The 13,142-nt window shown below is 45.4% G+C and carries 13 protein-coding genes and 1 pseudogene; 3 read left to right on the forward strand and 11 right to left on the reverse strand.

Translation table 11 applies throughout. The features are described 5' to 3' along the window. Window positions 1-57 precede the first annotated feature (57 nt). The 3 genes from NQ565_RS04795 to NQ565_RS04805 all read left to right on the forward strand — a co-directional run bounded on the left by NQ565_RS04795 (window position 58) and on the right by NQ565_RS04805 (window position 3,432). Window positions 58-1,470, forward strand: a complete 1,413-nt coding sequence (locus tag NQ565_RS04795; RefSeq protein ID WP_005656364.1) for a glycerophosphodiester phosphodiesterase family protein — start codon at window positions 58-60, stop codon at window positions 1,468-1,470. Window positions 1,471-1,503: 33 nt separating this feature from the next. After that, window positions 1,504-2,847 carry a porin gene (locus tag NQ565_RS04800; protein WP_005656365.1) on the forward strand — a complete coding sequence of 448 codons (1,344 nt, stop codon included), beginning with the start codon at window positions 1,504-1,506 and terminating at the stop codon, window positions 2,845-2,847. Window positions 2,848-3,045: 198 nt separating this feature from the next. After that, on the forward strand, window positions 3,046-3,432 hold the full coding sequence (locus NQ565_RS04805; RefSeq protein ID WP_016661162.1) for a rhodanese-like domain-containing protein: 387 nt from the start codon (window positions 3,046-3,048) through the stop codon (window positions 3,430-3,432). Between the two features lie 357 nt (window positions 3,433-3,789). On the opposite strand, the gene NQ565_RS04810 is transcribed toward NQ565_RS04805, so the two are convergent. The 11 genes and pseudogenes from NQ565_RS04810 to NQ565_RS04860 all read right to left on the reverse strand — a co-directional run bounded on the left by NQ565_RS04810 (window position 3,790) and on the right by NQ565_RS04860 (window position 13,118). Continuing rightward, window positions 3,790-4,743 carry an N-acetylornithine carbamoyltransferase gene (locus tag NQ565_RS04810; RefSeq protein ID WP_005656370.1) on the reverse strand — a complete coding sequence of 318 codons (954 nt, stop codon included), beginning with the start codon at window positions 4,741-4,743 and terminating at the stop codon, window positions 3,790-3,792. 40 nt (window positions 4,744-4,783) lie between these two features. Then, window positions 4,784-6,031, reverse strand: coding sequence for a glutamate-5-semialdehyde dehydrogenase (locus NQ565_RS04815; protein ID WP_005656372.1), 1,248 nt, complete (start codon window positions 6,029-6,031; stop codon window positions 4,784-4,786). Window positions 6,032-6,094: 63 nt separating this feature from the next. Further along, window positions 6,095-7,219, reverse strand: coding sequence for a glutamate 5-kinase (gene proB, locus NQ565_RS04820; RefSeq protein ID WP_005656374.1), 1,125 nt, complete (start codon window positions 7,217-7,219; stop codon window positions 6,095-6,097). 28 nt (window positions 7,220-7,247) lie between these two features. Beyond that, complete coding sequence (locus tag NQ565_RS04825) at window positions 7,248-7,487, reverse strand: DUF2007-related protein (RefSeq protein WP_005656376.1); 240 nt, start codon at window positions 7,485-7,487, stop codon at window positions 7,248-7,250. A gap of 80 nt (window positions 7,488-7,567) precedes the next feature. Then, window positions 7,568-8,407 (reverse strand): glutamate racemase, encoded by an 840-nt coding sequence (gene murI / locus NQ565_RS04830; protein ID WP_005656378.1) that lies wholly within the window; start codon window positions 8,405-8,407, stop codon window positions 7,568-7,570. A gap of 140 nt (window positions 8,408-8,547) precedes the next feature. Next, the gene (locus tag NQ565_RS04835; protein WP_005656379.1) at window positions 8,548-9,516 is read right to left on the reverse strand and encodes a YncE family protein; all 969 of its coding nucleotides are present in this window, start codon (window positions 9,514-9,516) and stop codon (window positions 8,548-8,550) included. Window positions 9,517-9,537: 21 nt separating this feature from the next. Beyond that, entirely contained in the window at window positions 9,538-10,713 is a 1,176-nt protein-coding gene (locus tag NQ565_RS04840; RefSeq protein WP_005656382.1) for a porin, read from the reverse strand. A gap of 33 nt (window positions 10,714-10,746) precedes the next feature. Further along, complete coding sequence (locus NQ565_RS04845; protein WP_016661167.1) at window positions 10,747-11,724, reverse strand: HAD family hydrolase; 978 nt, start codon at window positions 11,722-11,724, stop codon at window positions 10,747-10,749. Window positions 11,725-11,755: 31 nt separating this feature from the next. Continuing rightward, window positions 11,756-11,929: pseudogene (gene glpT / locus NQ565_RS04850) on the reverse strand (glycerol-3-phosphate transporter); the annotation flags it as partial. A 109-nt stretch (window positions 11,930-12,038) separates the two neighbouring features. Further along, window positions 12,039-12,545, reverse strand: a complete 507-nt coding sequence (locus NQ565_RS04855) for an OmpH/Skp family outer membrane protein (RefSeq protein WP_005652863.1) — start codon at window positions 12,543-12,545, stop codon at window positions 12,039-12,041. Between the two features lie 57 nt (window positions 12,546-12,602). Continuing rightward, window positions 12,603-13,118 carry an OmpH/Skp family outer membrane protein gene (locus NQ565_RS04860; RefSeq protein WP_005652861.1) on the reverse strand — a complete coding sequence of 172 codons (516 nt, stop codon included), beginning with the start codon at window positions 13,116-13,118 and terminating at the stop codon, window positions 12,603-12,605. Window positions 13,119-13,142: the final 24 nt, after the last annotated feature.

Here is a 13,142-nt window from a genome sequence, read left to right on the forward strand (position 1 = left end):
TCTTTTTAAGATAATATAGAATGACATTAAACCAGTATTTACCTTAAAAATTGAACTATGTCGAAGAATCCAATCAAATTAAGTGCAACCTTGTTAGGTATGGCCTTAGTAGCTTTCACTTCCTGTGAAGATCAAGATTTTACAGATGTGAATAACGATGCAACACGTGTTGAAGTAAACACAATCTCTGCCGAAATGGCAAAAGTGCGCGACTATGTACCCCCTTATGCTGTAATGGCTCACCGCGGTTCTACTTTCTGGGCTCCGGAAGAAACGGAATCGGCCTGGCGCTGGGCACGCGAAATGGGTGCGGACTACCTCGAATCCGACCTTCAGTGTACGAAAGACGGTGTTATCCTTGCCAATCACGATGACAACCTGAAGCGTACCACTAATATTGAAAATGTATATAGCGAACTGGTTCCGGCAACCCGTAAGGCGTTCTATATGCGTCATGGAATGAGTGAGGCGGAAGCCGAAAAACTTGTAGAAGCCGATAAAGCAAGTTTCCGTCCTTACTATGCAATGTCTTACATGTATGAGGAGTTGCTTGCACTCGATGCCGGCAGTTGGTTTAATGAAACAAGCATTGAGCAGGCTCGTGAGTCGTTTTCCGAACAACACCAGTATATCTCGGCTCTTGAAGACCAAATCCGTTACGCCGAAGGAAAAATGCTGAAGCGTGATGTTAACGGTGAACGCATATACACTGTTACCGGTACTTGGAATCCGGATAAACCCCGCGACTGTCTGACATATAAATTTGAATATGTGGATGATCCGCAGGATACAGGCAACCGTCCGGGTGTCTATATTGAATTCAAAGAGTCTTGGCTGAACCCTTCGGACTTTGAAAAGCGCGTTTACAATAAACTTGACGAACTTGGTTGGAACATCATTACCAAACCTTGCGACGGCGAACCGTTCTATAAGAATAATAAAGTAAATGTCGGTAATACCAACGGTAAGGTCATTCTCCAGACATTCTCTCTCGAAAGCCTTCGCCGTACGGCAGAAGAATTCAAAGGCAAAATTCCTATGTGCTTCCTGTTGTGGGAAGGTAACGGCGCTACCGACCTGAAACACGATACTCCTCAGGGTTATGCTTCTTTCATTAATCTCGGTTTGGAATACAAGGCTCATATCATCGGTCCTTGCATCGCAGGCGCTCCCAACGACTATCCGGAAATGAATGCTCCGTGGCAGGCCTATCTTATCAAGAAATCCGGTATGCTCAACCATCCGTACTCATTCGATTCTTATGCGCAAATGGGAAAATATTTCGGTCAGTACAACTGGGGAAATACAGTACAATATGATGAGCTCCTGCATGGCATCTATGGCGACGGTCTGTTTACCAACCGTTCTGAAATGAGCTTGAAATACTTAATTGACAACGGTCTGCGTAAGGCTCCGGCTCCTCAGACAGTGCCGGATGCTGTTGAAACACTTAAGAGACTTGGTTACTAATTAATTTATTAACACTAATACAGATTATATTATATGAAAAAGTATATTTTAATGCCGGTATTGGCTGCATTGTCACTGTCAGGATCGGTTGCCCAAGCCCAGGACTTTGATAATAAGCCGGTTGTTAATGTAAGCAACTCCAAGGAGAATCTGAACTTTACGATTGGCGCACGTTTTATGATGGACGGTGCATACTATCATTCGGATTTCACTCCGGTGAAATCGGGAGCTGCTATTACCGATGCGCGCATCCGTACCTCTATGAGCTATGAAGACTGGTACTTCTATGCCGATTTCGACTTTTCCAAAGGCAAGTTCTCACAGAAGAATATCTTCCTGCAATACTCGCTGGAAGGTGTAAAAGGTACTCATCGCTTTAAAGCCGGTTATTACAACAATCCGGCATCCATGGCAAACAATACCAGCCGCGGAAGCCTGCACTTCATTTCCCGCTCGGCGGCAGCCAACGCTTTCTCACCGTCACGTGAGCTGGGTTTGAGTTATATTTTCTACAACAACCACTTCTTCGCCAATCAGGGTGTATTTGCCGAGAACAAGTACAACGACCAGCCGTCGGGATATCAGGGCATGTCATTCGGCGGCCGTTGGGTATGGCGTCCCATTAATAACGAAGACAGAACATTCCACGTAGGAGCAGCTTTCCGTTATGCCAATATCGCTACGGGTGTGGTGGAGAACAACGTATTGAAAACAGAACTGGATCTCGGTTCTTCATTGGAAACTTACGTAGATGCTACTCAGGACTTCCTGTCTGCCAAACTGCCGTGGGCGAAGAATGTATTTGATGTAGGTGCTGAATTCTTATACAAGACAGATAACTTCTTTACCCGTGGTGAATATATGTACAAACATGTTACCAAAGAACGTGACGACCAGGCATTGTTCGAAGCTAATCTGGGTTCTATCGACTCTTGGGGTTCACTCGAAGCATGGCAGAAAGGTAATCCGCTTGGTGAGAACTCTTTCCACGGAGCTTATATCGAAGCCGGTTACAAAATCTTCGGTGATCCGTATCAATACAGCAATTCCGATGCTTTGTTGAAAGGCTTGAACGGAAGAGCGCTTGAAGTGGTTGCCCGTTATAGTTATACCGGTCTGAATGACCTCGTTGAAGGCGAGAAATATATTCCCGGACGCGACCAATACTATCCCAACGGTATATTGGCAGACTATCCGGCTACATCATTAAGTGTCGGTGGCGGTAACATGCACTCCGCTACTTTGGGTGTAAACTACTCTTTCAACAAGTTTGCCCAAGTAATGTTGAGCTACACTTACAATCGTCTTGACCGTGACAAGTTCCAATATGACAAGAACTTCCACGTGCTCCAGGCCCGTCTGATGTTCCAATTCTGATTGTGTGCATTTGTTTATAATAATGGTTAGTGAGCCTCTGTAATGAGGTAAAAACAAGAAAGGGGATGCAGTGAAAAGCATCCTCTTTTTTGTTGTACAGAGGTGTAGGTGCAGATATTTCCCGGTATGGGCGGCATAATAAACGAAAAAGTTATAACTTTGATTGCATTTTTAATTCAGACTAAAATAAGTAGACTTATGAAAGTATTCTTTGCGGGCATTTGCCTGTTCTTCTCCACTCTCTTCTCATGTCAGCAGAAAGGAGAGGATTTCGAATCCGTCTCGGCGGACGAGTTTGCCACATTGATAGCAGATTCCGACATTCAGCGATTGGATGTACGTACGGTTGCCGAATATTCGGAAGAGCATATTCCGGGCAGTATCAATATCAATGTGCTGGACGAACAGTTTGCTGCCATTGCGGATTCTACACTTCAAAAAGATAAACCGATAGCTCTTTATTGCCGCAGCGGAAAGCGTAGTAAGAAAGCCGCCGCTATTTTGAGCCGGAAAGGGTATAAGGTTTATGAGCTCGACAAGGGCTTTATCGGGTGGAAAGAGGCCGGAAAGGAAACGGAGAAATAGTTTCTTTTAATTCTGATTCTGTCCCCCTTACCGACACATAGCACTGACCGAGCTGCCGTTTTGCAGAAAGGAGCTTGTGTGAGTGCTGGCAAATATAAAGAACAGTGCTGGCAAATCCTTGGCCGGTATGCTGTGTTTTATTCTTCGGGCACATGTAAAATGTCGTTATGCTTATAGTAAAACTTCGTTTTGCAGTTGCGGGCTGCCCGGTTGCCAATTGCGGGCCCGACAGCCCGCAGCTGGAAACTATTCGTCCCGCAATTGCGGGACGAAAAAAAACATAAGGCATACTAAGGTTTTGTATCGTATATAAGCGTATTATCTATGAGAGATACGGAGATTACGATAAAATGGTATTTATAACCCTTCTATCAGGCGTTTCAACACGACTGTCGCAGAAATCTCTCGGTTGGCAGCTTCCGGTATTACGATGGATTGCGGGCTTTCAATCACGTCGTCCGTTACAATCATGTTGCGTCGTACCGGCAGACAGTGCATGAAATAGGCATTGTTGGTTACGGCCATTTGGCGGTCGCTCACGGTCCAGTCACGGTCTTTGCTCAGTATTTGTCCGTAGTTGTCGCCGGTATAGGCAGCCCAGTTCTTGGCATATACGAAGTCCGCACCTTCAAAGGCTTTCATCTGGTCGTATTCCACACGGGCATTGCCCACGAATTTCGGGTCGAGCTCATAACCTTCAGGGTGGGTAATGACAAAGTCATAATCCGTGGCGTTCATCCATTCCGCGAAGGAGTTGGGAACAGCCTGCGGCAACGGACGGGGATGCGGAGCCCATGTCATGACGACTTTGGGACGTGCCGTTTTCTTATATTCCTCAATAGTAATGAGGTCTGCAAAACTTTGCAGCGGATGGCGCGTGGCGGCTTCCATAGAGAATACCGGCCGGCCGGAGTATTTGATAAACTGGTTCAGTATTACTTCGTTGTAATCGTATTCGCGGTCTTCGAAGCGGGCGAAGGAACGCACACCGATTACGTCGCAGTAGCAACCCATTACGGGGATAGCTTCCAGCAGATGTTCAGGCTTGTCGCCATCCATGATGACGCCGCGTTCGGTTTCCAGCTTCCATGCTCCCTGGTTGATGTCCAATACAATGACATTCATGCCCAGGTTCAGAGCGGCTTTTTGAGTGCTGAGGCGGGTACGCAGACTTGAGTTGAAGAATATCATCATCAGTGTCTTATTACGTCCCAGCTCTACATATTTGAAACGGTCTTTTTTGATTTCGAATGCTTCGTCCAGTGCAGTTTTCAGATTGCCGATATCCTGCACACAAGTAAAGTTCTTCATATTTTTTTTAGCGATTAGTGATTAGCGATTAAGCGTTAATTTACTTTCTTATCTGTCCTTCTCCTTCAATAATCCACTTGTACGTGGTGATTTCCTCTAAAGCCATAGGACCGCGGGCATGCAGCTTCTGTGTGCTGATGCCGATTTCCGCACCCAGTCCGAACTGTGCGCCGTCTGTAAAGGAAGTCGGGGCGTTGACGTAGACGCAGGCGGCATCTACTTCGCGGCAGAACCAGTCGGCATGTCCTTTGTCTTCGGTTACGATACATTCGCTGTGTTTGGAACCATACTGCTGTATGTGTGCTATGGCACTGTCCATGCCTTCAACGACTTTTACAGCCAGTTTGTAGTCCAGAAATTCCGTACCGAAATCCTCTTCCGTGGCTTCTTTCAGCAGTTCCGCCGGATAGTGGCCTTGCAAAGAGGCGTATGCAAGTGTATCTGCGTAGATAATCACATTGCTTTCCTGCAGCGGTGCACAGAGGGCGGGCAGGTCTTTCATGCGGTCGCCGTCTACGAGCAGGCAGTCCAAAGCATTGCATACGCTGACGCGGCGCGTCTTGGCGTTGTTGACGATGGCGGCTCCTTTCTTTACATCTCCGTAACGGTCGAAGAAGGTGTGGCATATGCCTGCACCGGTTTCTATCACCGGGATGGTGGCATTCTGACGGACAAAGTTAATGAGGTTGCTGCTGCCGCGCGGGATAATCAAATCGACATAACCGTTGGCATGCAGTAATGCTGCGGTGGCTTCACGGTCGGAAGGAAGCAGCTCCACAACGTGCAGGTCTACTTCAAACTGTTTCAGTACGTCGTGTATCACGCTGATAATGGCGCGGTTGGAAGCGTCTGCATCACTTCCGCCTTTTAGTATGCAGGCATTGCCGCTCTTTAGGCAGAGCGAGAATACATCGAAACTGACGTTGGGGCGTGCTTCGTAGATGATGCCGATTACTCCGAAAGGAACGCTTACACGTTTTATCTTCAGTCCGTTGGGCATTACTGCCTGCTTTTGTACGCGCCCTACCGGTGAGGGTAGCTTGGCTACCTTGCGGATATCGTCTGCAATTCCCTTCAGGCGGTCTGCCGTCAGCTTCAAGCGGTCGTACTTCGGATTAGAGATGTCCATGCGGTCCAGGTCTTTCCGGTTCTCGGCAAGGATAAAGTCTTTCCGGTTCTCGGCTGCATCTGCAACGGCCAGTAATATCTGGTTAATCTTTTCGTCGTTCAGCGCCAAAAGCTTGCGACTGGCATACTGTACGGCGGAAAAGGTCTTGTTTAAATCCATTTTCAGTGATTTATTAATTGATACTTCTGCAAATGTAGTGATTATAATCGGTATTAACCGGACTTATTCTATATAAAGATAGTCATAGTGCACTACAGGTTTCTTGCCGTGCTTTCCCATAGCCTCGCGAGCCTGCTCCGAACTGCAATTGGCTTTGCCTACGCCTATCGGATTTCCTTCAAAGTCTATGATGCGCACAATGTCGTCCTTCTCGAACTCACCCCGCACATCGGTAATGCCTATGGGAAGGATGCTGACTGCCTTGTCGGATGCAAGTACTTTTGTAGCGCAATCGTCGATGTGCAGTTCGCCTTTGGCAAACCCTTCACTGTGGGCTATCCACTTCTTTACGCTGGATACAGGCTGGGGAGCGGGAATGAAGCGGGTGTAAGTTAGTTGAGAATCGAGAGCAGAGGATTGAACATCGGGGAATAGGGAGGGGAGTTCCTGATGCAGCAGGTCTACAAGGATATTGTCGCGCTTGCCATTGGCGATGATAACGGTAATTCCCTCATCGGCCACTTTACGGGCAATATTGGTTTTGGTGAGCATGCCTCCGCGTCCGAAACTGGATTTGGAAGTCTGTATGTAAGAGGATAGGTCTTTGCCGTGCTCTATCTTACGGATGACTTCCGATGCAGGGTCGGCAGGCGAGCCGTTGTAGATGCCGTCGATATTGCTGAGGATAATCAGGACTTGCGCATCCATCATGGAAGCTATCAGTCCGGAGAGCTCGTCATTATCGGTGAACATCAGTTCGCTGACGGAAATGGTATCGTTCTCGTTGACAATGGGAATTACTCCGTTTTCCAGCATTACGGTCATGCAGTTTTTCTGGTTGAGATAGTGGCGGCGGGTAGCGAAGTTCTCTTTCATGGTGAGCACCTGCCCCACAGGGATGCCGTGTTCACGGAATAGTTCGTAATAACGGTTGATGAGTTTGGCTTGCCCCACGGCAGAGAACAGTTGGCGCTGGTCTACGCTATCCAGCTTTTTGGCGGGGTGTATCTCGCTTCGTCCCGAAGCAACGGCTCCGGAAGAAACGAGAATGATTTCCACGCCTGCTTTATGCAGCTCCGCCACTTGGTCTACAAGGGCGGACATGCGGGTTACGTCCAATGTGCCGTCACGGCGTGTCAATACATTACTGCCTATTTTGACAGCAATTCTCGTTAGTTGTTGTTCCATATTTGTGTGTTTCCCGATGCGGGAAGATTTAATCTCCGTCTTCTTTCTTTTCGTATGAGCGAACCACTTCCATGGCTGCTTCATAATTCGCTTCATTGACGAGTACTGCTACATCGACTGCTGTCTCGGGCAGGACAATGTTTACTATCATCCCGTCTTTCAAGGTTGATTCGATGCCATTGTTTTCCAGCAAACTTTTTACAAGTTCGGCTTCCCAAAGCGATCCGTTGAATACTTCGACGAGCTTGCTTTTATCTTCTTCTTTCATAGCGGTATGAATTTAGAGTTCTTGTCCTACAAATATAACAAGTTTTTTCGATTTAATGTTTAATACCGGACAATTTATGCCTATAGCTCGATGCGCTGCACCGTTACCGCTTCATTCAGGAAGATAGAGGCGGATTCGGTGAATTTGTCTTCCGCTTCGGTGGTATAGTAACTGCATTTGCCGTTCTGGGTACATTGGGCGTCTATTTCGGGATGGCGGTGGAGATAGTCTTTCAAACTGTCGGCCACTAATTTGCCTTGTGATACTATCGTGATACTCTCCGGCATATATTTCCGGATTTTGGGTAGCAGTATCGGATAGTGCGTACAACCCAAGATGGCGGTGTCTATTTCCCGGTCTTTGGCAAGGAGTTCATTTATGTATTTGCGGACGAAGTAATCCGTTCCGTCGCCTTGTGCTTCATTGTTCTCTACAAGTGACACCCATAGCGGACAGGCTTCTCCGCTGACTTTGATGTCGGGGAACAGTTTATGTATCTCCAACGGATAGGATTCGGACTTGATGGTTCCGCCTGTAGCAAGGACTCCGACGTGGCGGCTGCGGGTTATATTGCCGATGCATTCCACGGTAGGGCGGATAACGCCTAATACACGGCGTGCCGGGTCAAGGTGCGGCAGGTCGTTTATCTGTATGCTGCGCAGAGCTTTGGCGGATGCTGTATTGCAGGCAAGGATTACAAGGTGGCAACCCATCTCGAACAGTTTGGTAACTGCCTGCAATGTAAACTCGTAGACGACTTCAAAAGAACGCGTTCCGTAAGGGGCACGGGCATTATCGCCCAAATAGATATAGTCGTATTCCGGTAAGGCTTCCCGTATTTTACTTAAAATAGTAAGCCCGCCGTATCCAGAATCGAATACACCGATAGGGCCGGGAGTGGAAGGTAGTTTTTGTTTCATACAATCTTTCTGACGCTAAGAGTATAGTGTGCAGCAAAGATAGTGTAAATTGTGAGGATAGGGCACGGATTATACGGGATTTTACGAACAGAAGAATTGATTTTGTAAGTCATTCAGTATAATTCGTGCCCTTAGGATATTTATTTAATCTTTTCGTAGATGTAGAGTTCGTGAATTTCTCCCTTATAGCCTTCTTCGGTGAATGGACCTTGAGACATACCCAAAATAATTTGAGTGCCGCGGTTGTTCAATACAACGAGGTCGTCGTTCACAGGGTCAATGGAGAGACCTTCTATTTCACCGGCACGACGGAAGTCGCTCATTTCCCGGAACAGTTCAACCTTTCCGGCTTTAGCACCGGCTGCAATACTACCCTTGCGTGTCACTACTTTTCCGCTTTTGTCCAGTTTTACGCTGAAAGGAGTGTCTCGTACAGGTTCTACTCCTTCTTTCAGTCCAGTATAGGGTACTTCGGTGATGTCAGCGATATAAATATTATCGGGTATCTGATAAAGTGATTCACCGTCATCTGATGTGAAAAGCATTTTACCGTCGGCAATGAAGATGCCCTGACACCAATAAGGAGTGGGACGACATTGCATTTTGGTGTAGTACTTGCCGGTTTCAAGGCTGTAGCAATATACATAGCGGCTGTCTACCCAGTCGGACATCCATACCATGTTCTTGTCACGGTCTACTGCCAGACCGGAAACTTCTACCTGACCTGATTCAGGACACCAAGGTAGGTCTCTTTTCCATTTCAATGTTTCAGCATCGTATACCGATACTGCAATATTGTAGCCGCGGCCATATTCGAATTTTTCTACACCGCAGTAGATTTCACCATTATAGACGTCAATATCACCGAAGTGATTGGCTATTTCCGGGTGCTGAAACGGCTGGTCATTCTTCATCAACATATTACCTTCTTTATCGTACTTGTAAAGGACTTTAGTATCCGATACGTAATAGTAGTCCTTGTCTACGGCAATTCCTTGGCGTCCGGCTACAGGAATCACTTTCTTCAAACGGTATTCACTGCCTAAATGCTGTGCATTTACAGACATTGCACCCATAACGAGTGCCAATAAAACAAATAACTTTTTCATGATAGTATGATTTTTATATGTTTAAAAATAGAAAACGCCCATTAGTTGAATTTGATCAGAGCCTCGCTTACCGTTGTTGCTTATTTCTTTTGCTTTGTCGGTATAGAAAGAGTGACAATAGTTAGCTTGTATCTTCACATGATTGCAAGGATTGTAAGTGAGCCCCAAAAGAATACGGTCATAATTGTTCAGGCTGCTGTCGTTTACCTTATCACGATAGAAATCATAACGTACTACCGGCAGGAACTTACCTGCATGCCAACCTGCCAAAGCGTAGAAACCATCTTCTTTGATTATGTCGCGTCCGTCTTTGCTACTTCCTATGTGCCCGTATTCCGCACGCAGGTCGAGCCCTTTGGGGTCGTTGTACCAAGCACCTACGATGACACGATTCATAGGTTGGTAATTAAATGATTCATCATTGACTGTTCCTTTGTATTCTCCCCAATTGTAGGAAGCTTTTATATTGAAGAATTTTGTAGGACGGAAAGTCAGAGCAGCTACAATGTCTTTAGACTTATTGTTATCGTCTTTCATAGGCAGATGTCCGTTGGATAATGACAGGTTATAACTTAAACGGCTGAATCCTCTTGCTTCGTCTGTAAACAAGTCGCCGAATGCCATTATACCAAGGTCACGTCCATAATCTACAAAGTCATAACCTATAGCATTGCGGCAAACCATGCGATAGCAGATGTTTGAGAAGTCGACAGTTTCCAATGTTGAAGGGGAGAGATCGTAATTCTCATAACCGAGTGGCAGATAGTACTGGCCGACACGTACTTGGAATGCTTTTGAAATTTTAGCAGTGACAAAAGCATCCATTACTTGTAAGTTCTTCTGTCCATTTCCATTGGTAGAACCCGCAATGCCGTTAAAAGCCTCAATTTGTAAACGGAAAGACACGTTTTTAACTACATTTCCATCCATAATCAAACGGAGACGTTTTGCTTGGAATGATGATGAACCGTCACCTACTGAGTTGTAGTTCCAGCCGGTTTGAAGATAGCCGGAGAGCTTAGGCAGTTTTTCCAAAACTTTTTCCCATTTTGTAGGTTCAGACTCTTCGGTAGCTGCGGCTACTGATTCAGTCACTGTTGTTGTCGTTGCAGTTTCCGGAACTGACTCTGCAAATGCGAAATTTGATACCAGCATGGTACCGCTCAAAAAGAGCGCACTGATGATTTTCTGTTTCATGTCGTAATAGATTTAATGTGAATAATGTCCCTCTTATTGAGGATTTGATTTGTTTGTTCTGATTTTCCAACTTTCTGTATGAAATTTTATTTCAGGATTTGGAACGTCGTTACATTTCACGATGACCGCTCCCTCTTTTTCCCAATATTGCTTGACTGTGTATCCGTTCATCGGGCCATCTTCTTTCCCTCGTATGGTCGTGTCATCCGGATTTACAACAATTTTCAATCCGCACGATTGGTTCAGCATGTCCATGTCTCCACGGCTATTCCCGCCGACTATAAGCGGCCGTGCCTTAATAAATGTGGGAATTACATTCGCTTTGCCGTCATCTTGTGGAATAGGCATAATTATCTCATCTGTCAATCTTCCGTTAGCTACAACGGATTTGACTCCGAGAATTTGTGTATCGGGCAACCCTAACTCTTCAGCAAGGAATTTCTGATAGAGGAATTCCGGAGATGCAGTAAGTATCCATACTTCAAAACCGTATTCTTTCAGATTAGCAATCAGTTGTTTCATTTCGGGATAGAATTTTCCTTGGTATGAATCAAGGTAGCATTCATAACCCATATCCATGATTTCAGCAGGAGTCATACCTGCCAAAAAATGAACGCGGTCTTCTACATAGGCTTTGCCTACGTTATTACCGTCTTTTACCATACGGTTCAGTATAGCAATTTTGCTTTTTGCTTGCGGATCGTTTCTATCCTTGTAGTTTTTATCGGCATAACGATACAAGGCTTCATCTGCAAGATAATAGGGAACCTGTCCGATAACTGTTCCGTCACCATCGAATACGGCTACTTTACGGTTATTCATTGTAAGTGTTGTATTCAAAAAACTTTCAATTCTATTGTTGACCTCATCCGACCAACCTGCTATTTTACGATAAGTTTGTGAAAAAACAGATGTAGGGTAACTGGTCGCTAACAGAATTATAAATAGAAATTGATGAATAAGAAATGTTTTCTTATCTCTTTTACTTGGGGTGGAATTCAATTCTTTCATTTTTATTTTCTTATTTTGTAGTACTGTATTGTTACTTTCTTGCAGCTTTTTCTTCTTTGTATGTGAATGATGTGAAAACAATGGATAGGGCGCAGGCTATTATCAGCAGTATGAACGTCCAATCCCAGCCTGCCATTTCGGCTACGTAACCGAGAACGACGTTGGCAAGAATGGCGGTTCCGAAGAAGTACCCGAAGAACTTGGTACAAATTAAGAGGAGCAGAGGGGATATAAAAAAAAGGTTAAGCCGTTGATGGCTTAACCTTTTCGATGAATTCCTCGTTTAGAGGTATGCGGTTTGTTTGATACCGGTGTTATTTAATGCCGAGTTGCGTTTTAACTTTGGCAGTTACATCTACACTCTGTGCACCTACATAAGGTATCGGAGTACGGGCCAGGTCGAAGATATATACTACACCCTCAGCCTTACCTACAGCCTGGATAGCTTCGTCCAGCTTTTTGTAGATAGGAGTCATGGCATCCTGCTGTGCCTTTTGCATAGACTGATATGCTTCCTGCTGGAACTGTTCCTGGCGTTGTGCCATGTCCTGCAGTTCTTTCTGACGTCTTTCTGCAATGTTTTTCGGAAGTGAGTCGGCTTGTGCCAAGAATTCCTGATATTTCTTATTGAACTCTTCCTGGGTACGTTGCATTTCTGTTTGGTACTCTTTAGACATAGCATCCAGGTCGGCTTGTGCTTTTGTGTATTCCGGCATGGTGACAATTACTTCTTGAGAGTTCATGTGAGCGAATTTAGTTTGCGCCATAGCTCCCAGGGGGAGGGCAAACATAACTACGAGCAGTGCGATTTTTTTAAGCATAATATTTACTATTTATTTTGAATGATAATTCTTTGTATAGGCTGCAAATGTATGAAATTAATTTGAATATCCTAATTTTGCAAGCACTTCATTACTTATGTCAATACTCGGAGAGGCAAAGATGATGCTTGATGCGGATGCGCGATCCACTACTACCGCATAACCTTTCTGTGTGGAGATTTCCTTTACAGCTTCATAGATTTCATCTTGGATGGGCTGCATCAGCGCTTCACGCTTTTTGAAAAGTTCGCCTTCCGGACCGAAGTATTTGCGGCGCAGTTCGGCTGCGGATTTCTCTTTGGCAACAATCTCTTCTTCTTTCTTTGTCTTTTGTGCATCGGAAAGAGTTTTGACGGATGCCTGGTAGCTGTCGTACAAGCTCTTGGCTTCTTTACCCAGCTTCTCGACTTCGTTTTGCCACTGTTTGGACACTTGGTTCAATTCATTGCTCGCACTTTGATAGGCAGGGATATTCTTTAGGATATATTCCATGTCGATCAGGGCGAATTTCTGTGCATTGGCTGTAATGCCTGCGGCAAACAGCAGAAACATGATTAATAAACTCTTTCTCATAATGTTCTGGTTTTAGTTAAACAA

Origin of the sequence: Bacteroides stercoris ATCC 43183, assembly GCF_025147325.1 — a bacterium.
Lineage (GTDB): Bacteria > Bacteroidota > Bacteroidia > Bacteroidales > Bacteroidaceae > Bacteroides > Bacteroides stercoris.